This is a genomic window from Nostoc sp. PCC 9305 (assembly GCF_963920915.1).
In the GTDB taxonomy this organism is placed as follows: domain Bacteria; phylum Cyanobacteriota; class Cyanobacteriia; order Cyanobacteriales; family Nostocaceae; genus Nostoc.
The window spans coordinates 33,226-53,470 of sequence record NZ_CAWUDN010000044.1; the positions used below are offsets into that span (position 1 = coordinate 33,226).

At 43.1% G+C, this 20,245-nt stretch carries 17 protein-coding genes; 5 read left to right on the plus strand and 12 right to left on the minus strand.

Annotated elements, in window-relative coordinates:
* Nucleotides 1–16: 16 nt before the first annotated feature.
* The 10 genes from ACM0OX_RS17915 to ACM0OX_RS17960 form a co-directional block, all read right to left on the minus strand.
* The gene (locus ACM0OX_RS17915) at nucleotides 17–859 is read right to left on the minus strand and encodes a HEAT repeat domain-containing protein (protein WP_414516426.1); all 843 of its coding nucleotides are present in this window, start codon (nucleotides 857–859) and stop codon (nucleotides 17–19) included.
* Nucleotides 859–1,116, minus strand: a complete 258-nt coding sequence (locus ACM0OX_RS17920; protein ID WP_322716705.1) for a phycobilisome linker polypeptide — start codon at nucleotides 1,114–1,116, stop codon at nucleotides 859–861. Before ACM0OX_RS17920 ends, ACM0OX_RS17915 begins: the two co-directional genes overlap by 1 nt.
* 82 nt (nucleotides 1,117–1,198) lie before the next feature.
* Nucleotides 1,199–2,068, minus strand: coding sequence for a phycobilisome rod-core linker polypeptide (locus tag ACM0OX_RS17925; protein WP_414516427.1), 870 nt, complete (start codon nucleotides 2,066–2,068; stop codon nucleotides 1,199–1,201).
* Nucleotides 2,069–2,242: 174 nt separating this feature from the next.
* Nucleotides 2,243–3,055, minus strand: coding sequence for a phycobilisome rod-core linker polypeptide (locus tag ACM0OX_RS17930; RefSeq protein WP_414516428.1), 813 nt, complete (start codon nucleotides 3,053–3,055; stop codon nucleotides 2,243–2,245).
* 690 nt (nucleotides 3,056–3,745) lie between these two features.
* The gene (gene cpcA / locus ACM0OX_RS17935; protein ID WP_229545834.1) at nucleotides 3,746–4,237 is read right to left on the minus strand and encodes a phycocyanin subunit alpha; all 492 of its coding nucleotides are present in this window, start codon (nucleotides 4,235–4,237) and stop codon (nucleotides 3,746–3,748) included.
* 91 nt (nucleotides 4,238–4,328) lie between these two features.
* Nucleotides 4,329–4,850, minus strand: coding sequence for a phycocyanin subunit beta (locus ACM0OX_RS17940; protein ID WP_289795183.1), 522 nt, complete (start codon nucleotides 4,848–4,850; stop codon nucleotides 4,329–4,331).
* 410 nt (nucleotides 4,851–5,260) lie between these two features.
* Nucleotides 5,261–6,076, minus strand: coding sequence for an alpha/beta fold hydrolase (locus ACM0OX_RS17945; RefSeq protein ID WP_414516429.1), 816 nt, complete (start codon nucleotides 6,074–6,076; stop codon nucleotides 5,261–5,263).
* Nucleotides 6,077–6,598: 522 nt separating this feature from the next.
* A complete protein-coding gene (hpnH, locus tag ACM0OX_RS17950; RefSeq protein ID WP_322659621.1) occupies nucleotides 6,599–7,618 on the minus strand; it encodes an adenosyl-hopene transferase HpnH in 1,020 nt (339 codons plus the stop codon).
* Nucleotides 7,619–7,677: 59 nt separating this feature from the next.
* The gene (gene hpnA / locus ACM0OX_RS17955; RefSeq protein ID WP_414516430.1) at nucleotides 7,678–8,706 is read right to left on the minus strand and encodes a hopanoid-associated sugar epimerase; all 1,029 of its coding nucleotides are present in this window, start codon (nucleotides 8,704–8,706) and stop codon (nucleotides 7,678–7,680) included.
* Nucleotides 8,706–11,465, minus strand: coding sequence for an efflux RND transporter permease subunit (locus ACM0OX_RS17960; protein ID WP_414516431.1), 2,760 nt, complete (start codon nucleotides 11,463–11,465; stop codon nucleotides 8,706–8,708). The genes hpnA and ACM0OX_RS17960 overlap by 1 nt, the downstream gene beginning before the upstream one ends.
* A 194-nt stretch (nucleotides 11,466–11,659) precedes the next feature.
* Here ACM0OX_RS17960 and ACM0OX_RS17965 point away from each other — a divergent pair, with 194 nt between their 5' ends.
* Complete coding sequence (locus ACM0OX_RS17965) at nucleotides 11,660–12,349, plus strand: phosphorylase (RefSeq protein ID WP_414516432.1); 690 nt, start codon at nucleotides 11,660–11,662, stop codon at nucleotides 12,347–12,349.
* 992 nt (nucleotides 12,350–13,341) lie between these two features.
* The gene (locus ACM0OX_RS17970; RefSeq protein ID WP_414516433.1) at nucleotides 13,342–15,054 is read left to right on the plus strand and encodes a putative bifunctional diguanylate cyclase/phosphodiesterase; all 1,713 of its coding nucleotides are present in this window, start codon (nucleotides 13,342–13,344) and stop codon (nucleotides 15,052–15,054) included.
* A 396-nt stretch (nucleotides 15,055–15,450) separates the two neighbouring features.
* Here the strand turns inward: ACM0OX_RS17970 and ACM0OX_RS17975 are convergent, their stop codons facing one another.
* Entirely contained in the window at nucleotides 15,451–16,113 is a 663-nt protein-coding gene (locus tag ACM0OX_RS17975; RefSeq protein WP_414516434.1) for a LuxR C-terminal-related transcriptional regulator, read from the minus strand.
* A 111-nt stretch (nucleotides 16,114–16,224) separates the two neighbouring features.
* Here ACM0OX_RS17975 and ACM0OX_RS17980 point away from each other — a divergent pair, with 111 nt between their 5' ends.
* The 3 genes from ACM0OX_RS17980 (at nucleotide 16,225) to ACM0OX_RS17990 (ending at nucleotide 18,912) form a co-directional block, all read left to right on the plus strand.
* Nucleotides 16,225–16,644 (plus strand): DUF6220 domain-containing protein, encoded by a 420-nt coding sequence (locus tag ACM0OX_RS17980; RefSeq protein WP_414516435.1) that lies wholly within the window; start codon nucleotides 16,225–16,227, stop codon nucleotides 16,642–16,644.
* A gap of 56 nt (nucleotides 16,645–16,700) precedes the next feature.
* Nucleotides 16,701–17,534: a sulfurtransferase gene (locus tag ACM0OX_RS17985; RefSeq protein ID WP_414516436.1), complete on the plus strand. Its 834-nt coding sequence runs from the start codon at nucleotides 16,701–16,703 to the stop codon at nucleotides 17,532–17,534.
* 253 nt (nucleotides 17,535–17,787) lie between these two features.
* Complete coding sequence (locus ACM0OX_RS17990; RefSeq protein WP_414516437.1) at nucleotides 17,788–18,912, plus strand: site-2 protease family protein; 1,125 nt, start codon at nucleotides 17,788–17,790, stop codon at nucleotides 18,910–18,912.
* Between the two features lie 241 nt (nucleotides 18,913–19,153).
* Here ACM0OX_RS17990 and ACM0OX_RS17995 read toward each other — a convergent pair whose 3' ends face one another.
* The gene (locus ACM0OX_RS17995) at nucleotides 19,154–19,873 is read right to left on the minus strand and encodes a choice-of-anchor K domain-containing protein (RefSeq protein WP_414516438.1); all 720 of its coding nucleotides are present in this window, start codon (nucleotides 19,871–19,873) and stop codon (nucleotides 19,154–19,156) included.
* Nucleotides 19,874–20,245: the final 372 nt, after the last annotated feature.

The window sequence follows — 20,245 nt, forward strand, 5'->3', positions numbered from 1 at the left end:
GCCTGGGAAATTATAACTACAAAAGCGAGTCCATCAAATTTATCACTTTAATCGCACCATCTGACAAAGTGCTTGTTGCTGTGTGCTTAACTTGATGTTCTAGTAATCCTTTAAGAGAAATTAGCTTTAGACTATTTTCGGCAAGAGTTTCGGCGATCGCATCTGCTGCGGGTAGATAGCCAATTGCTCCCAAGTCTGCTAAGACTGCTCGACGCAATTGCAATTTATCTCCTGTCAGAGCTTTTACTAACCGTTCTCCATAAACTGGTTCTTGGGTTAATTGATACATCGCTCGTGCGGCAGCATATTGCACCAATTCGATTGGATGCTCTAAAAATGGTTTTACCAAGGCGACGCACTCAGTCGCCCTCAAGGCTCCCAAGGCTTCTAAAATGGCTTCGTAGGGTTGAGATAAATCAGGCTGTGATATCAGCTGCCCTCCCTGCAAACCTACTTTTAATAACTCAATCAGGGCGGGAATGCAAACCGGATCGCCCAGCATTTCTAAGGATTGTGCCGCTGCTTCCCGGACATAAAAATCCGAGCAGTCTAAACATGCAATTAAAGGTGAGACTGCCTGGCGATCGCCTAGTTTCCCTAAAGCCCTAGCTGCGTTCCGTCGCAGAGGATATCCGCCTTCTGGTGTTCTGTCGGCTTCATCTTCTAACGCTTTAATCAATCCTGTAACCGCAGCTGCTTCACATATCCGAAACCTACCCAACCACCAAGCAGCATAAAAGCGCAGACCTAAATCTGCACTCTCAAGATTAGCGATCGCTTGCTCTACTGTTAAAGATTCACCATCGCCAGAGTTACCTGTCGGTGATAAATCTTCAAATTTCTGCGGACTAGAATTCATTATGAAGAAGGAGGATCGCTTTGTTCGCTATTTGTTTGAGCTTCAGCGTTCAATGGCTGAATGCTGACTATTTTGCCACCCAAGCGAGTAATCCGCTGCATTTCTTGATTCATCCGGTTCTCAGGTACTGTGAAAAACACAGTTGCACTAGAACGAATGGGATAGTTGGTTTTTTCAGTTTCTTCGCTTTGGCGCAGACCTACTACTTCATATCGAAAGTAGCGACTACTCGTTCTACTACTAATTGATCCAACCATAAAATTAATTCCCAATTCTAAATTGTCATTAGTCTTTTGCCTTTAATAATGACTTATGACTAATGACTATTGACAAATGGCACTAAAGAGGTTTCACACTAGCTATTTTACCACCTTGTTTTACCACTCTCTGGAAGTAACTAGATAGTTCTTCATAAGGTATAACCACCGCTTGATTGACGCGGCGTGTGCTAGGATAACCAGCTCCAAAAACACCTGCTACTTCAATGCGGTAAAGTCTGCCTTCTTTACCAAAGGTTCCCGCACCACCAAAAGTACTGTTGGGGGTAACGCCTTTTTCAGAAGCAACGTATGAAAAGCCTGATGGGCCACCAGAGGGAGGAACAACGATGGATGCGCTATTGCGACCTAGTTCGCTAGCAAGACGAGAAGATTTGCCTTTGAGTTGGGAGGTATCGCTACTGGCATAGCCGCGATAAAGTTGGAATATCCGGCTAAATCCGACAGTTTTTTGTCCTGTTTGGGTATTAAAGCCGCGATAGTAAGGCACTATATTTTCACCAAAGCTAGATTGATACTCTGGCGAATCAATATAAGAATCAATGTCGGCTTCGTATCCCTTGGTTTGATACAAGTCTAAGTGATAGACGACATCAGACTCATCATAAGGGGCACGACCCAACAAATGTTTGTAGTTCAGTTCAATGACGCGAGTTTGGAAGTTGTCGTAGAAAAACTTGGTTTTGTACAGTTCCGATTTAGCTAGTTGACGTACAAACTCTTGAACTGTAATTTTTCCATCGCGCAGAATAGATTCAGCACTTGTCAGACGGTCTGATGTCAAGATGTAGTTGTTGCCCAACACCTGACGATAGACGGCAGAAATTACTCTCTCAATGTCTTCTTTGGTTGCATTCGGACGCAATTCCACAGGAGACTGATCGCTAAAAGGTTCTGTTCCCAACCGGGAAGCTGCTGTTGTAATAGCCATTGGTAATTTTCCTTTTGTAATTAGTAGTTGGAAAAATTAGGAGTTAGGAGTGTAAGAGTTAGGAGTTAAGGGTAGGGATATAGTTAGGAATTTAAAACTCATAACTTCTAACTCCTCACTCCTCACTTCTAACTCCTCACTCCTAACTCCTCACTTAATTCCCCAATTCCCTATTTATACGGCTGTAATGCTAATAACCTTACTGCCCTTGCGATTCAACTGCTGCAATTTACTAGAAAGTTGCTCGTAGGGTACGATCAATTCCGCAGTACCGCGCCTTACTACAGTTGAGTTTGGGGAAGCTGCTTGTAGCACTCTGATCCGGTATGTTTCGCCGCGTTCGCCTCTAGAAAGACCTGCTAAGGCTCCGGCAGAGACTGGGTAAATGGGTGAAGCTAGATTCTTAGCTACTTCCCAAGTTAGCCGTCCTTGTTTTTGTCCTTGAGCGCGATCGCTATTGGCATAACCCCGATACAGTTGGAACAGTCGGCTATAGCCAACGTTTTTCTGTCCTACTTGACTTTTAAAGCCTTTATAGTAGGGGACAATATTTTCGCCAAAACTCTCTTGATATTCTAATGAGTCAATGTAAGAATTAATCTCAGCTTCGTAACCTTGTGAGTTGTAAAGCTCAACATGGTACGAAATCTCTGACTCATCTTCTGGGGCACGCCCCAATAAATGCTTATAATTCAACTCGATAAACCGAGTTTGGGAGTTGGAGTGGAAAAACTTATCCCGATAGAGTTCTGATTGAGCAATGGCTAGCACAAATCCCCTAACGGTGATTGCACCTTGCTGCAACAGTGATTCTGCACTCTCTAGACGGTCTCCTTCTAGTAGATATGCATTACCCAAAACCTGACGGTAAGCCGCCCGGATAACCACTGCTACATCGGCTTCTGTTCTATCAGGGCGTAGTTCTACTGGCGCTGAATTTTCAAACGCTCCAATCCCTAATCTTGCTGCTTGTCCCAAAGCTGCCATCTTTAAAACCTCCTCAGTTTTAACTGCAAAACTGAAAACTTTTTAGAAAATTTTTTCTAGTCTTTTAACAGTCTTTATTGAAATTGACACTCACCTTACCTAAAGTAAGGCGATTTTTAAGACATAGCTGCCTTAATATCCTGTTTCCACAGGTTCCCAGGCTCACCCTATGGGTTTGGCAGTCTCTCATGGGGGAGAAACCTCTAGACGTTCTCTCTCTGCCAGACACCACGCATACCTTGCTTCCTCATAGGGACTGCGCTAGCGTCTTTCCTTCCCTATGGGATGCTCCGCGAACACGTAGCGTCTCGTAAGAGAAGGGAGAAGATTGCGCTCGCTGCCTTACCACATCTGCCACAAGGGCGTAGTGATATCTCCTTACGTTATTTCGGGCGTATACTTTCCCCCAGTCCGAGGGTAGGTTTTTAAATCTTGTACTGACAAAAATATTGTGCCAATTGACGGTAGCTTAAAAGAGGCACTGGGTTGTGAACTTTCCCAAAGTTGTAGCAAATACCGTGCTACGTCGGCAGCTTTTATCCCTGTTCTAAAGCAAAAAATACAGAACTACGTTCTTCTTTCTCCAGGGTTTTCAGCTAGCTTTTCTTAAAAAACTGCCCGGAGAGATAAACAACTCATAGAACTTACTTGTCATAAGAGCTGATTTCCTCTCCGGGCTAAAGAAACACTCTAGCTTAGAGTATTGATTACGTAGTCGATGTAGGAATTTGCTTCAACAGCTGGATCGCCGCTAAGACCGTGGTTAGCTTTGATGTACTTGAGAGCTTCAATGTACCAGCTAGGAGACAGATCAAAAGTCCGGTTGATTTCAGCCAAGCCAGAAATCAAGAAATCATCCAAGGGGCCTGTGCCACCAACAACTAAAGCGTATGTGATAATCCGCAAGTAGTAGCCGACATCACGTACACACTTGCCTTTACCGCGCGCATCATACGCGAAGTTAGGGCCTTGTTGTTGAGTGGTGTAAGGGAACTTGTTATATACTGCTTGAGCAGCACCTTCGGTCAAGCGTTGAGCATTAGCGCTCAATGCTTTTGCTGCTTGTAAGCTAGCAGGAGCTTGGCGGAAGCGACCAAAAGCAACTTGAATTTCGGTGCTGCTGAGGTAGCGTCCTTGAGAATCAGCCGATGCGATTGCTTCAGTTAGAGGTGTTTTTGTCATTTTGGTATTTCCCTTTTACAAACGTTATGGTTGAAATTTTGTTTTGTCCTATGGACAATTATTTAGTCAACATCAGCAATGCAAGCTTTGCTTAAGCTACAGCAGCAGCAGCACGATCGAAATAGCTAGCTATTTCAGATGCCAAAGCACTGCAATCGCCTCTGGTGATATTGTTTGTATCGTTGACAATTGCCAAAGAAGCTTGTTTCAGCTTTTGAATACCAACAGCAACTGAAGCTCCTGGAGTTCCCAATGCCAAGTAGGTTTCCCGCAATCCATTGAGGGCGCGATCGTCTAGCACGCTGGAATCGCCAGCAAAGATAGCGTAGGTGATATAGCGAAGAATGATGTCCAAGTCTCTGATACAAGCAGCTGCACGACGGCTGGTGTAAGCATTACCACCGGGAGTGATCAATTGGGGTTGTTCTGCCCACAAATCACGAGCCGCAGCAGCAACAAGAGCTGACGCATTGCTGGTAATACGGTTAACAGCATCTGCACGCTTGTTACCATCTTTGACTAGTTCGCTCAATGCATCCAATTGTGCATCAGAGAGATATTCGCCGCGTGTATCAGCTTGGGAAACTACTTTTGCAAATGCATCTAAAACCATTGCGTTAAATCTCCTAATTTGCTTGGTTAAGAATAATTGGACTCAAAACTGAATGGTTCAGTTCATTTTTTGATGTCAGCACTGCCTGACGAGTTACGAAAGGTTTAAAACAGACATCCAAGAAATAAGTTTACGATCTCCAGGCTTTCAGATTAAAACTTTTGTTAAAAAACTTCAAACTTCTATGAACGACTGGAAAACCTGATTAAGATGTTGTTTTTTACTTCCAAGTTCTCTTTATACAATGCTGCCGTATCATAATTTATTACAAATTATTATTATGTTTGTGAAAATTATTTACATAACTTCATATTGGGACTCTATTTTAGTTTATGAGCCGAGCGCTGCTCTTGTGGAAGGATAACAGGTGTTGTAGTTACTGTCACTTTGTAGTTATGTCTTATGTAAAATTACTCGAATTTATTTTGGAGAAAGGCAATAACGCGCTTGAATGCTTGGGGGTCTTGGTAAAGAAAGCCATGACCGCCCTTAAAGAACTCTAAATACGAACCTGGTATCTGTTTTTGCATTGCCTCAAGATTGGCAGGAGGAGATATGCCATCGTGATGACCGCCGCAGATATACACAGGAATATGCAGTTGAGAAAGCCGATTATATGTATCGTGAGCAGCACGAGCCTCAAGCTGGCGACGACGCCCAACTTCACGACTTGGTTCGTCTATACCCGCTTGAGAAGCTGCTAGTGTCAGCTTCACTAATTCCTGAAATTGTGTAGTTCGGCTAGAGAGCCAAGCTTCCTCTTGCCAACGGGTATCAGCAATTGTGATTTGCCGATGAGTGAGTTCTTCAGCAGCAAGGTTCGTGAGTTCATGTAGTGGATATGACGAGCCACCAGCACCGCCACTACTAGTACAGGCCAAAACAAGACGTTTAACACGGTGTGGATAGCGCAGTGCCAACTCTTGGGCTACCATACCCCCAAAGGAAATTCCGATGACATGAGCGTTCTCCCATCCGACTGCATTTAACAAAGAGTCTGCATCGGCGGCGTAATCTGCTATGGTGTAAGGAATATCAGGTTTTGAGGTTTGACCCAGACCGCGCTGATCGTAGCCTAGGATTTCAAAGTGTGGGGCTAGTGGTGAGTCAAAAATAGTCGGCGATCGCTGCAAATCTACTCCAGTACCACTGATACTAAGTAGGCGTTGACTAGTGCCACGAATCTCATAATACATTTGCAGGTCACGAACAGATACAAATGGCATGAGTATTTTTCCTGATGAATTTCGGCGAATTTAGCTGAGGGAGCGATCGCAATATTTCTAAATAAACTTGAGTTCGACAGACCTCTCCCTCCCAGCCTCCCTCTCCTAAAAGGCGCTACGGTGTACACACAAGTCCTAAAAACCTAACTTGATAAGACTTTTCCTCGTTCCCAGTCTCCGACTGGGAATGCATTCATTGAGTCAGAGACTCAATGCCAGATTGGAGGCAGAGCCTCAACGAGGAGCATTCCCACGCAGAGCTTGTGTTCGAGATAAACGATAGATAGAACAATGGAAAATCAAGCTTTTTTCTACTTGTGTGTATACCGTAGCCTAAAAGGCGAGGGAGGAGTAACGAGATTAGAGGGTTTTGCTCCCCTCTCCTCTCTTCGAGACGCTGCGCGAACATAGGAGAGGGGCTGGGGGAGAGGTCAAAATAGCACTTGTCGAACTCACGTTAAATAAGTATCCTTAAAGGGTGCATAAGAATAGCACCCTTGAATATGTAGTATTTACTACTTACTAATTCCTACCAAACACACTGCCAAGGGCACGCGCCATATTTTGCGGCTGCATTGCATCCATTGCGGCAGTGGGTTCGTAGCCACAATGAACCATACAATCGGCACACTTAGGATTACCACTCTTCTGGCCGTATTGACTCCAGTCAGTTTGGGCGAGTAATTCCTTAAAGGTAGAGTAATAACCTTCGTTTAGCAGATAGCAAGGTTTTTGCCAACCGAGAACGCTATAACTAGGGCTACCCCAAGGTGTGCATTCGTAGTCCTTATCACCAGTAAGAAAATCTAGGAACAACGGATTGTGATTGAAGTTCCAGTTTTTTTCACCACTTTTGTAAGGAGCCAGAATTTCTCGGAAGAGGGCGCGGGTTTGTTCGCGGTGGAGAAAATGATCTTGATCTGGCGCCCACTCGTAACTGTAGCCGGGAGAAATCATCATCCCGTCAGTATTTAGTGTTTCCAGAAAGTTGAAGAACTCTTGCATATCTTTAGGTTCAGTACCTTCAAAGATAGTGGTGTTAGTAGTGACGCGAAAGCCTTTAGCTTTAGCGGCGCGAATGGCTTTGACAGCAATATCAAAAACACCTTTGCGATCGACGCAGTGATCGTGTAACTCCCGCATTCCATCTAAATGCACGCTGAAAGTTAGATAAGGGGAAGGTTGAAACTTATCCAGGCTCTTTTCTAATAACAAACCATTGGTACACAAGTAAATATATTTCTTGCGCTCAATTAATCCCTGGACAATCTCATCAATCTGGGGGTGTAGCAGAGGTTCTCCCCCAGGAATTGAGACAACTGGTGCACCACACTCTTCCACAGCGGCAAAACACTGTTCTGGGGTGAGATTTTGCTTTAATATTTCCTTTGGATGTTGGATTTTACCACAACCAGTACAAGCGAGATTACACCGAAAAAGAGGTTCCAACATTAATACTAAGGGGAAGCGTTTGCGTCCTTTCAAACGCTGAGTAACAAGATACTTCCCAATATCCATAGCTTGTTGTAGATTAACTGCCATTGTTGCGATCGCTCCTCTTTTAAAGATAAATGCACCACTTTCTCAACCCCAAGATTTTTCTATGGGGTCTTAAATTTTGAATTTTGAATTTTGAATTTCCCAGAGGGGTTGACATATCCCTGAGCAACAAACCAATCCACAGCATCTTTGAGTGCGGCGTTCAGCGAAGATTGGGGTAGACCCAATTCTCGTACAGCCTTTGAAGCATTGTAATACATAGGTTGTTTCGCCATCCGAACGCCATCTAATGGTACTGAGGGTGATTTTCCTAATGGTGCGAGAATCTTTTCATCAACCCAGGCAACACTTAGAGGCAACCAAGCGGGTACTGTTTGTTGAGGTGCGCTCATACCTGCGATATCGGCGAGTTGTTCGAGTAGTTGCTTGAGGCTGAGGTTTTGATGGCCTAAGATATAGCGATCGCCAGATTTACCCCGCTGCAAAGCCAGTAAATGCCCCCATGCCACATCCCGCACGTCGATAAAATTTAGACCAGTATTCAAGTAAAAAGGCATTTGCCGTCTCAAAAACCGCAAAATTATATCACCCGTCGGGGTAGGTTTGATATCCAACGAGCCAATGGGGCTGCTGGGATTGACAATAACTACCTCCTGACCTGTAGCAACGGCTTGCATAGCTTCTTGTTCAGCCAGAAACTTAGACTTTTTGTAGTCACCCACCAACTTTTCTAAGGGACTTTGATGTGTTTCATCCACAACTTCCCCTGACGATCCTACCCCAATCGCTGCCACTGAACTCGTGTAGACGGTGCGCTCAATGTTAGCTTTGCGAGCTGCTGCCAACACATTGCGCGTACCCAGGACATTGTGACGGTGAAGTAATTCACGGTCTGTTTGCCAGAGGGAATAATGGGCTGCCACATGAAATAGGTATTGACAACCTGCCATTTGTTGCCAGAGATTTGGATCGTTCAAATCACCTTTGACAATTTCCACCTCTAAACCGCGTAGATTCTCCAAATTGCTGGTTGAGCGTACCAGTGCTTTGACGGCATATCCTTCTTGTAAGAGCAACCGTACCAAATGAGCGCCAATAAAACCCGTTCCCCCGGTAACAAAAACCTGCATCAACTTCCCCCCTGCTCCCCGGCTTCTCTGCTGCCTCTCTTCTTAAACCGAGGAAACCAATCATCCAAGATGGTGTAAACTACTGGCACCACAATCAAACTGAGAATAGTTGAAGTTACTAGTCCACCTGCGATCGCTACAGCCATTGGCGATCGCAATTCCGAACCAGCACCAAAACCTAATGCGATCGGCAACATCCCTAAAATCGTGGAGGCCGTGGTCATCATAATTGGTCTGAGGCGCACTAGTCCGGTGTTGAGAATCGCCTCGGTACGGTCTAAGCCAGCGTTGCGTAACTGGTTGATGTAATCTACAAGCAAAATAGCATTTTTATTTGCCAGCCCTAGCAAAAAGACGAAACCGATCAATGAGATCATACCAAAATCGCTCTTAGTAATCAGTAGCGCCAACATCGCTCCCACTAGTGCTAAAGGTAAAGATACACCAATTACCAGAGGGTCTACCCAGCTTTTGAATAGTAAAATTAGTACTACGACAATGCACAGGGCAGATAAAGCTAGAGTAGTACCGAAACTGCTAAATACTTCGCCTTGACGGGCAGAATCTCCCCCTAAATTTAAAGAAACATTAGAGGGTAACACCGCATTTGCTTCAGCTACTACTTTGTCAGTGGCATCACCCAAAGACAGATCCTTGCCAAGATTAGCACTGATGTAGGCCACCCGCTGATTGTTCAGCCGCTCGATCTGAAAAACTGTGCCCTGTGGATTCGTTTCACCTGTAACTGTGACATCAACGAATCCCGGTAGCCTTTGAATCCTTTCTTTAATGGCTTGGACTGCTTTGCTCAGAGCTTGGAGATTATCACCTTGTAATGCTATCTGGAGGGGTTTTTGACCGCCAGAATCGACAAATTGAATATCTTCAACACTAGTAGTTACCCCAGAAAGAACAGGTAAGGAGGAGCGCAACTGATCCTGTAGTTCGCCTGTTGTGATTGTGCGATCGCCCTTTAATTTTACATATAGTATCCCTTTATTCGGCTCACCCTCGCGAGAACCAACAGTAGTAAATACCGTTTCAACTGCCGGTGATTTTCTGACTACATTTTCTAATTTCTTTGCAACCTCAAGAGAATCATTTAAAGGGTTGGGAATTTGAGACTGGGGAATAGAATTTCTCCCCTGCTCCCCTGCCCCTCGGTCACTGAGCGTAGCCGAAGTGCTGCCCCCCTGCCCCTCTGCCCCCCTGCTCCCCTGCCCCTCTCCTCCACTAGGAATACTTGGTAAAGGAGCCGTATAAGCAATATTAAATTCGCCGCGATCGAGTTTAGGAATAAACCCTTTAGGAATTAGTGGAATCAGTGCTATCCCTGCGATGAAACTGAGTGCAGCTAACCCGATAACTATCTTGCGGTGATTCAAAGACCAACTCAGCAAATTTCTATAAAATTGGGTAAACGCCACCCAGATTTTTGCTTCCCGACGCGGGGAGAGTGAGGATTTAGGTTTGAGCCAGTAGATAGCCAGAACTGGAGATAAAGTCCGAGCAACTAGCATAGAAGCAAGCATCGCGGCTGAAACAGTGATACCAAAAGGCTTGAAGAACTGACCGATTACCCCACCCATTAAACCTATGGGTAGAAAAACTGCTACTGCTGTCAAAGTCGCAGCTGTAACTGTCAACCCAATCTCATTTGTCGCTAAAAGCGCTGCTTGGCGAGGAGTTTCCCCATCGTCAACGTGTCGCATGATGTTTTCCACATCCACGATCGCATCATCAACAATGCTACCAATCACCAAAGCTAAAGCCAGCAGGGTGATTGTTTCCAGGTTGAAGCCGAAAATCGCCATAACGATAAACGTCGCTAACAAAGACGTGGGAATCGCTAAGGCAGAGATCAGAGTTGCCCGCCAATTCCATAAAAAAGGAAAAATCACCACGATAGACAACAACACTGCTTCCAGCAAAGCATCAATTGTTGACTGGGTGGCTTGGCGGATGTATTCTGCTTGGGTGGCAGCTAAGGTGAGTTTGACATCTTTTAGGGTTGAGCGTAGCCTTTGAACTTCTTTCTCAACATGACTCACAACTTCCAAAGTATTAGCACTACCGCGTTTGATTACCTGAAATGCGAGTGCATCTTGACCGTTAAACCGGACTAATGTTGCCCCACCTTGGGGGATCGTTGCACTCGTATTCGCGGGATTTACCGGAGGAGTTGCAGTAGCAGCGCCTAGTAGTGAGACTTTGAGAACTCCTGGTAATTTAGCGATCGCACTGACAATCTCATCTTGCGCCAACTTCGTCAAATCTTTGAGATTTCGTGTTGGACTCTCTATGGCATAACTAATGGCGGCTGACTCATTTAGATTCAAAGGAATGATTTTGTCAGTTGCTCCTTGAGGTAGAGTCAACTGCTTGAGGGCAGTTTCAACCTTTTTGGTCGATGTTTCTAAATTTGTCCCAACGGCAAAAGAAAGAACAACAGCTGTTTGACTAGGATAGGTGGATGAGCGGATATCCTCTAGTCCTTCAAGAGAGCGGAGGCGTTCTTCTAGGGGTTTGGTGAGCTTCGCTTCTGTATCCAGGGCAGTTGTCAGGGGAGCTGTAGCATTCACAACCACCACTGGAAAAGTAATATCTGGAAACAAGGCATACTTAAGGGAACTGAAAGCCAGAACACCAGCTACCGTTACGGCAATCCAAAAACTCACCGTCAGCCACGAAAATTGAATCGCCAATTTGGAAATATTGAAGAGTTCTCGTGCGGATTTGGAGTTATGAAGCTTTACCATCTTGGAAAATTATCGTGTGGATGACACAATTATTTAGTCATGCTACAGCAATCATCTTCGGTTTGCTAATTTTGGTTACTACTAAACTGCAATATTACTTATTGTCACTTAGATATGACCCAATCTTTAATGCGCGCCACGCCTACCTACTCTAAACATTAATTGACCGTTAAAACTTAAAACTATCGAGACTAGTGCCTAATTTTTTGCCCATCAACACAATTCTGGTGCCTCAAGGAGCAGAATATAAAGCTGTGTGTCGCGGATTAAGCGGCATTACTGCCTCCATTCCAACAATAGTAGCCATACCTGTTGGCATGAAGCCTTTACTCAAATACCTGCAACAAGGACAATTTCTAACTCCAAAATCCAGAGTGCTGATTATGGGTATATGTGGCAGCTTGAGCGATCGCTATACAGTTGGCGATCTGGTGCTGTATCAAGATTGTGTTTATCAGGGTAAACAGCAAGAATGCGATCGCACTTTGACAGCACAACTGCACTCTTCAATATCAGAAAAAGTATCTTTGGTCAAGTCACTGACAAGCGATCGCGTGATTTGGTCTGCATCCGAAAAACGCCATTTGGGTAAGACTTTGGCGGCTGATGTTGTAGATATGGAAGGATTTACCGCTTTAGAATTTTTCAATGCGGCTGGGGTGTCTGTGGCAATGCTGCGAGTAGTCAGCGACGATTGTCAGCATAATATCCCCGATCTCACACCAGCAATTAACTCTGATGGCTCTCTAAACCCTTTTCCGTTAGCGATCGCCATGCTTCGACAACCTTTTGCCGCTACTCGGTTGATTCGAGGTTCATTAACAGCATTAAAGGTGTTAGAGCAAGTTACAAATCGGCTCTTTTCTGGCAATAGGCTGGAATAATTTGTTGCAGAATTGATGGCACACAGTTATTTGAGTTGAGCATTCAGCGAACTAGAAACAGCCTGTCTTTTAGGTTGGTTGCTGACCGCTTTGGGGACGCTTCAAATCTGCGCCATGCCCCCATCGACAAAGAGTTCGATGCGCCCTCTTTTAGATACATTCCCAGCCTAGAGGCTGGGAACGAGACTACACAAGCCCTTGGGCTTTTCTTAGTGCCATTACCGTCTGAGCTTCTATGCGAAGTAGGTAGACATAATTAGGACTTACGCACAGGTAACGGAAAATCGAACCACAGAGACACAGAGAACACGGAGGAATAAGAGTTTGAGAGATATTTTGCGTAAGTCCTGATAATTAAATAAACTCTAGTTTGTAGTGAGCGATTTATCGCTCAGAGCAAGGATTATCAGGACTAAAGTCCTTACTACAAACTTTAAATTTATGTATGCCTAGATACTTACCTTTGCTAATAAGGAAACCTTATTCCGCTTCTTTAATTTACTAAAATCTTGGTTTAGGGTATTTCTAGTTTCGTATCTGTCGATTGTATTTATAACACTAATTAAATTAATAAATTGAATACAAAATACTATCAGCAAGACTAATATACTCAAGTATTTCTTGTTTTTATGCACCTAAAATGACGGGAAAATAATATTTGTAATTAGCTGAATAAAATTAATTTAAATAAATTTAAGGTATCTTCTAAAATAAATCGCATTTTAAACTCTTTTTTACAACTTCATATTAACTTTATATAACTACTGACAGTGTAACAATCAATAAAAATATGATTATTAAATTGCTTGTAGAATAAGTTTTACAGAAACTTTATCGTAATGCATATTAAGTAGGAGTCTAGATTGGGAAGCATAATATATAACCTTGTCAGGGTTGGGTTCCATGAGAGCTAATTCTACTGGAATGTGAATTAAAAATACTTTTTTGTCAGAATAGCTCGGAACTAATTTACCAACTATCGAACAGAATTTATGAAGCTCAATCACAAGCTCAATCTATACTCGTTCTTAGCTAGTTTTTCATTACTCAAAAAAAGTTACACCGCTAAAATAATGTTGGTGGCATTTTTGGGTACTCACATACCACTTCTCAGCTTACTCTTGAGTTTCGTTATCTCAAACTCCTATTCCTTGGAGATGGCGATTCGAGTCATGCTGATTGCTCTGTTGGCTACCTTAGCGGGTACAGCCGCCACCCTCTACGCAATACACCACCTCCTCAAACCGGTTATTTTGACATCTGCGGCATTGCAAAATTATTTAAACACCAAAACTTTACCTGAATTGCCCACAGAATTTACTGATGAAGTCGGTACATTGATGGCAGATACCTCACAAACTCTTCACAAATTAGATGAGTTAATTCACTACATCAGTAATTATGACGATCTAACTGGATTGCCCAATCGCGATTTATTTCGCGATCGCCTCCATCAGACTCTATCTCAATCTGAAAATAACCAGCGCTTTGTAGCGGTCTTTTTACTAGCTATTGATGATTTCACTGCTATGAGTCATGCTTTGGAGCATGAAACAACAAATTTGTTGTTGAGAGCAGTTGGTCAGAGGTTATCACTCTGTATGACACAAACAGATATTATTGCCCATTTGAGTGGAGATGAATTTGCCATTTCCCGCATAGACATTATTTCTTTTGAAAGTGTGATTAAGCTATCTCAGATGCTGTTAAGTACCCTGAGCAAACCCTTTTCTATAGAGGGTAACTTGATTCATATCACCGCCAGCATCGGCATCACAATTAATGGAATAAATGAGCGTAATAGCGTAGATCAACTTTTGCAACAGGCTCATATTGCACTATATCAGGCGAAGCAGCAAGGGCGTAGCAAATACCAATTCTATTCGCCGGAGATTAATGCTCAGTTGCAGGAGCGAATAACTTTAGAAAATGAATTACGTGGAGCGCTTGAGCGTAATGAAATGCTGGTTTATTATCAACCTCTGATTGATTTACACAGCGGACAAATTACAGCTATGGAAGCGTTGGTTCGCTGGCAGCATCCTACATTAGGTTTGGTTTCTCCAGTAAAGTTTATTCCCATTGCTGAAGCCAATGGTTTGATCCTACCAATTGGTGAATGGGTCTTGCGGACTGCTTGTGCCCAAAACCGTGCTTGGCAGCTTGCTGGATTTAACCCAATTAGGATATCTGTAAATCTGTCAGCCCGACAGTTTGAATTACCGAATCTGGTTGAGATCGTCAGCCAAATTCTTGAGGAAACTGGACTTAAAGTATCTTACCTGGAATTGGAAGTGACAGAAAGCTTCTTGATGGCTGATATGGAGCGATCGGTTAAAACCTTAAAACAATTACGAGAACTGGGTATATGCTTGGCTCTAGATGACTTCGGTACTGGTTATTCCTCCCTTAACTACTTGAAGCGTTTTCCCGTGAATATGCTCAAGATCGATCGGTCATTTGTACAAGATGTCACGTCCAATCCTGATAGTGCTGCCGTCACGAATGCGATTATTGCCCTGGCAAAAAGCCTGCGCTTGAACATCACGGCAGAGGGTGTGGAAACCCAAGAACAGCTTGACTACCTGAAAATGCTGGGATGTGATGAAGGTCAGGGTTATTACTTCAGTTGTCCTGTACCGGCCGATCTAATTATCCCGATGTTGCAAAAAACTTCTCAGCAGATGGAGAAAATTCCAGCATAACCAGCATAAGTGGATGCCTAAGCCAGAAAATACACCCCTGATAACGTTTCACTTGGATTTTGCTAGAAATGGTTATCAGGGGGCAAGTTAAGGAGGCAGCTATGCTGAAGGAATCCCCATAAATAAATTTAGACTTACGCCGTGAGCCTCAGCCGAACATAGATTTAACAAGGACGCTGTATTTCTTGCGCCTACTTAATAAAATACATATTTTTTTGTTTTTCATAAATAAATTTAGTTGCTCTCAGACCATTTTGCCTTAAAAGAAAATTCTTTTCTAAAACCTTCTGCCTCCTTCCCGGTTGTTGAGCGTAGTCGAAACACTGCCTTCTGCCTTTCTTCGATAACATAAGCAGAGAAATCCAGGCAGGATTAATGAGGCCAATAAAAGGTTATTTATTTTGAAACTGTAGAAAGTTTTGCAACCATGTGAGCGCGAGATGAAACTTCAAGCTTGCGAAACATCCTTTTTAAAGCTTGCTTGACAGAGTTTTCAGTAATCCAAAGTTCAGCACTAATTTCTGCATTGGTTTGTCCTTGAGCCACCAAGGAAGCAATTTGCATTTCACGAGGCGTTAAACGCTTTGTCTGTAATAGTGGTTGTTGCGATCGCGCCATTGCCACCCAAGTAGAAATATGCAGACAAAGCGCACTCAAATCTGTAAGATTTTGTGAATCAAATGCAGGCATTCCTTGCTGACGAGTCAAACCTACCACACCCACTAACTCACCATTGCTGACAATTGGCCCTGCCATAACGTGCCAGTGATCGGCACGAGGACAAATCAATTTCCATGTTTTAGGTTCTACTACCAAAGCTTCATGAACAGGGGCATGGCGTTCTAGCAAGTAGCGTGCAACTGGATTGTGTTGAGGTGATAATGCAATTTGCAGTGCTTTTTGAATCTTGCTGTCAACTAAAGAAATTTGGGCAAAGAAAAACAGCCCACATCGTGTAGCTGAAAAATACTCACTCATTTGTGCGGATATGTGCGCTCGCAAAGTCTGTTCATCTTGAGCTTGAGCAATTCCATGAAATAGAGCTTGTAAGGCAACCATGATTTGCAAAGTGTACTCGTTCGAGGTCTAGGCGCAGTATCGCAACCAGATTTATCTTAGCTTTAGTCACACCAATTCAAATCCTTTGTTTGGTTTTTTGGATTACTTTACATGACTGTAAATTCTGGCATTAATGACACACAGATATCCGGGCGCTGGATTCAAATAAGTTTTTTGAGCGCAGCAGTGCTTTTCAATCTCTGTTTAATAATCCAAATATTCAGTGTTGGACTGGCTTACTTTTACAACTCTGATTGGTGGAACCTACATATTTGGCTCGTGCGAGGATATGGCGGACTCTCACTAATTTTGTTGATATGGGTGTTTTTAATTCCGTTTCCTCGAAGAATCCAAAACCTTACGGCAAGTATGCCAGTGCTGCTAGGACTGCAATTTCTCACAATTCATTTACACACTTCTTTTCCTCTAGCAGTATTCCACCCACTCATCGGCTTTTCCTTATTCTCTATTTCCACAACCCTAGTGCATCGGACATCGCGCATCCTATTTCCCAACTACAACCAAGACTAAATCGTTGCGGAAACACAAGTTTCAATTCTTTTCGCGCTATTACAGGAGAAATATAAGTGTCTCAATACGCCGATCCATCTGTTCTCGTTGATACCCAATGGCTTGCAAATCATCTTAACGATCCAAACATCCGCATTATTGAAGTGGATGTGAGTCCAGAGCCGTACAAAAATGCTCACATACCTGGTGCTGTCTTCTGGAACATCTTTACAGACTTACTCTTGCCCGATTTGAAGATGAATTTGGATGCGATCGCTTTTGAAAAGCTGATGGCACGTTCAGGCATCACCAATGACACCACAGTGATTGCTTATGGCAGTTATCCGGGAACAGGAGCCTGGATTTTCTGGTTGTTGAAAGTCTTTGGACATGAGAAGGTACGAGTTCTCAATGGCGGCTACCAAAAATGGAAATCAGAAGGTCATCCACTAGCAACTGAATTATCTACATTTGCTTCTACTGATTACCGTGCCAGAGGTATTGATACTGATGTGCGAGTATTACAAAATGAAGTTCAGGCATCGATAGGTAGAAGCGATCGCGTGTTGTTGGATGTCCGAACATTGCAAGAATACTCTGGTGAGTGGTTTTTCGATCGGCCACCACAAGAAGGTCAACTCACTGGACATATTCCAGGTGCAGCGCATCTGGAGCATATCTTAACTCTCAATGAGGATGGGACTTTTAAATCATTCAACGATTTGAAAAATCTTTATGAGAGTAAGGGCATTACGGCTGATAAGGAAGTGTTTCCCTACTGTGCTATCGGTGGGCGTTCTGGATATACCTGGTTTGTCTTGAAGTATTTATTGGGCTATCCGAATGTTCGGAATTATGATGGCTCTTGGAATGAGTGGAGTCGCCTGCCTGATGTAGCGATCGAGAGGTAGTGAGGAGGCAGGAGTCATAGGGGCGCAAGGCCTTGCGCCCCTACCGCGTGGTCTATTTACCTGAAAATAGCTGTAAGCGTGGGTTTCTGCTGCTTCCTGAATTGAGATGTTTCCAATATTCCCAATAACCGCACCTTTACAGACGGACACCACTACCGCCATCAAGATTAAAATCTCTTAACCTTTCGTTACACTAGAGACATCGAGAAGGACGAAAGCAAACCTCTCGAAGCTGAAATCAAAGGTGAACGACATGAATGGCACAATTCGCGTTGGTAATCTCTTCGGAATTCCCTTCTATATCCATCCGTCATGGTTTTTAGTTCTAGGTTTGGTAACTTGGAGCTATAGCAGTGGACTGGCGGCGCAATTTCCCCAATTGTCTGCGGGATTAGCTTTGCTACTAGGATTGATGACAGCGCTGATGTTATTTGCCTCTGTCGTCGCCCATGAATTAGGCCACAGTTTTGTTGCGATTGGTCAGGGAATTGATGTCAAATCCATCACACTGTTTATATTTGGCGGTTTGGCTAGCTTAGAAAAAGAATCGAAAACTCCAGGTGAAGCTTTCTGGGTTGCGATCGCCGGGCCAATGGTAAGCTTACTACTATGCGGGATAGCTACCACTATTGGTGTTACTACTGCTGCATCAGGGCCGTTAGCTGCAATTCTTGGTGTTCTAGCTTCCGTTAACTTGGCATTAGCGCTGTTTAACCTAATTCCTGGCTTGCCCTTAGATGGCGGAAATATACTGAAAGCTATCGTTTGGAAAATTACAGGTAATCCTTATAAAGGTGTAACCTTTGCGAGTCGAGTTGGACAAATATTTGGTTGGGTAGCAATTCTTTCTGGTGTAGTCCCCTTAGTATTATTTGGCAACGCCAGTAACTTCTGGAATTTGTTAATTGGCTTCTTCTTATTGCAAAATGCTGGTAATTCGGCTCAATTTGCTAGAGTGCAAGAAAAACTCACAGGTTTGACAGCCGAAGATGCTGTAACTCATGACAGCCCAATTGTATCTGCTAATCTTACTCTGAGAGAGTTTGCCGATGAGCGAGTCATCAGCGGACAAAACTGGCATCGGTTTTTAGTGACTGATGATGATGGACAATTAGTAGGTGCGATCGCAGTTGATAATTTAAGAACCATCCCTACAGCACTGTGGTCAGAAACTCAAGTCAAAGAAGTCATGCGACCAATTACCGAATCTACCACAGTCCAATCAGATCAACCTCTGCTGGAAGTTATGCAGTTACTCGAACAGCAAAAGCTATCTGTGCTTCCCGTGATTCGTGAGAATGGCGTCCTAGTTGGAATCTTAGAAAAAGCTGCAATTATCCAGCTACTTCAAAGCCGAACTCAACCTAACCCTGCATAAAGACGCAATTCATCGCGTCTATTAAAAAACAGTAAACCCTTGTAGAGACGTGGCAAATCGCGTCTCTACATTTTTTTTATCATCCAAATTTTTGATTGCATGAAAAAACTCCTTACAATTGAAAGAGCCTTCTTGACCGTTGCCTCTTATCTGTCCCCGTAAATAAATTCAAAAATCAAATCGGATTGTTATGTAGCACTCCTATTTAATTTTTGAACAAAACTCAGTATATATTTATTTTCTATTTCCTATTCCCTGTATTTCTTTTCCAAGAATTTTTACGAGATATCAAGTATATCCCTAGCAAGGATAGACCCAACACTGATGCAGGTTCGGGTATAGTTTTGATTTTGGCATAAATAGCTGTTGTAGTTGTAGCTTCTTCAAGAGCCTTAATACTTATCTGGCGACTGTCTGGATTAAAACCGGTTAACTCAAGGGTATATTTATTACTTCCAAAGGTGAAACTGCGATTACTCAAATTTGTGTCTAAAAATACTAAGTCTGCACTCTTCTCAGGATCTTTTGGGTCGTTAAGTGTATTTACTAAACGCAAGTTGAAGTCAAAAACTTGGCTGGTTCCCACAGGAGGGCTGAAAGATACATTGAAATTTAAAGGTACAAATTCAACGCCTGTATCGGTGCCTATCTTTCCATTAAAGTAAGTTAAATCAGCTATTTTGAATACAGAGTTAATGTCCGCAGAAAATGAAGTTCCATTAGAGGTTAGTTTATTTGGAAGTCCTGGCGGCAAATTAGCTTGACCCCAAGTAAATGTGTTACTTCCCACACCTGTATATATGGGATTAGTATCAGCGATTCCTGGAGTAGGATTTCCCCATGTCGCACTAGAGATGCCAGAAAAAGTTAGAGCTTGTGCTTGACCAGAGAAACTAAATCCTGTGGTCAAACTCACAAAAAAACTAGATATAGCAGTAGCGAAAACAAAACTAAGTTTCATAATTCTAGGTTTTAATTATCATTCTGGAGCTTCTTTCAAGTAGGTCTTCAATCTACCTTAGTAAATTTACGGAAAATCCGCCAACGTCTTATTGTATTTTTTATAAAAAATTTATGTGTATTTCCAAATAATTTAATGAATACTTTATATTTATTAAGTTAAGATTATGGATTTTTCAAATATATTCCACTAGTTTGTAATTAGTAAAACAGTAAACTTCTTGCAAAAAGTTCCCTAACACGCTATACCCAGCAAGAGTGGAGACTTTGACGTAAGTCAAAGGCGGAGTAGGGTTCTTTTTTTGATTTATGCAAGAAATCTAGTAATTACGTAGGTGTCGCCCGTCGTAAACATTGCTACCTTACTTGACTT

What these genes read in the sequence shown, in the direction of transcription:
- ACM0OX_RS17915 (WP_414516426.1), bottom strand. Translation starts at nt 859, where the DNA reads ATGAATTCTAGTCCGCAGAAATTTGAAGATTTATCACCGACAGGTAAC.
- ACM0OX_RS17920 (WP_322716705.1), bottom strand. Translation starts at nt 1,116, where the DNA reads ATGGTTGGATCAATTAGTAGTAGAACGAGTAGTCGCTACTTTCGATAT.
- ACM0OX_RS17925 (WP_414516427.1), bottom strand. Translation starts at nt 2,068, where the DNA reads ATGGCTATTACAACAGCAGCTTCCCGGTTGGGAACAGAACCTTTTAGC.
- ACM0OX_RS17930 (WP_414516428.1), bottom strand. Translation starts at nt 3,055, where the DNA reads ATGGCAGCTTTGGGACAAGCAGCAAGATTAGGGATTGGAGCGTTTGAA.
- cpcA (WP_229545834.1), bottom strand. Translation starts at nt 4,237, where the DNA reads ATGACAAAAACACCTCTAACTGAAGCAATCGCATCGGCTGATTCTCAA.
- ACM0OX_RS17940 (WP_289795183.1), bottom strand. Translation starts at nt 4,850, where the DNA reads ATGGTTTTAGATGCATTTGCAAAAGTAGTTTCCCAAGCTGATACACGC.
- ACM0OX_RS17945 (WP_414516429.1), bottom strand. Translation starts at nt 6,076, where the DNA reads ATGCCATTTGTATCTGTTCGTGACCTGCAAATGTATTATGAGATTCGT.
- hpnH (WP_322659621.1), bottom strand. Translation starts at nt 7,618, where the DNA reads ATGGCAGTTAATCTACAACAAGCTATGGATATTGGGAAGTATCTTGTT.
- hpnA (WP_414516430.1), bottom strand. Translation starts at nt 8,706, where the DNA reads ATGCAGGTTTTTGTTACCGGGGGAACGGGTTTTATTGGCGCTCATTTG.
- ACM0OX_RS17960 (WP_414516431.1), bottom strand. Translation starts at nt 11,465, where the DNA reads ATGGTAAAGCTTCATAACTCCAAATCCGCACGAGAACTCTTCAATATT.
- ACM0OX_RS17970 (WP_414516433.1), top strand. Translation starts at nt 13,342, where the DNA reads ATGAAGCTCAATCACAAGCTCAATCTATACTCGTTCTTAGCTAGTTTT.
- ACM0OX_RS17975 (WP_414516434.1), bottom strand. Translation starts at nt 16,113, where the DNA reads ATGGTTGCCTTACAAGCTCTATTTCATGGAATTGCTCAAGCTCAAGAT.
- ACM0OX_RS17980 (WP_414516435.1), top strand. Translation starts at nt 16,225, where the DNA reads ATGACTGTAAATTCTGGCATTAATGACACACAGATATCCGGGCGCTGG.
- ACM0OX_RS17990 (WP_414516437.1), top strand. Translation starts at nt 17,788, where the DNA reads ATGAATGGCACAATTCGCGTTGGTAATCTCTTCGGAATTCCCTTCTAT.
- ACM0OX_RS17995 (WP_414516438.1), bottom strand. Translation starts at nt 19,873, where the DNA reads ATGAAACTTAGTTTTGTTTTCGCTACTGCTATATCTAGTTTTTTTGTG.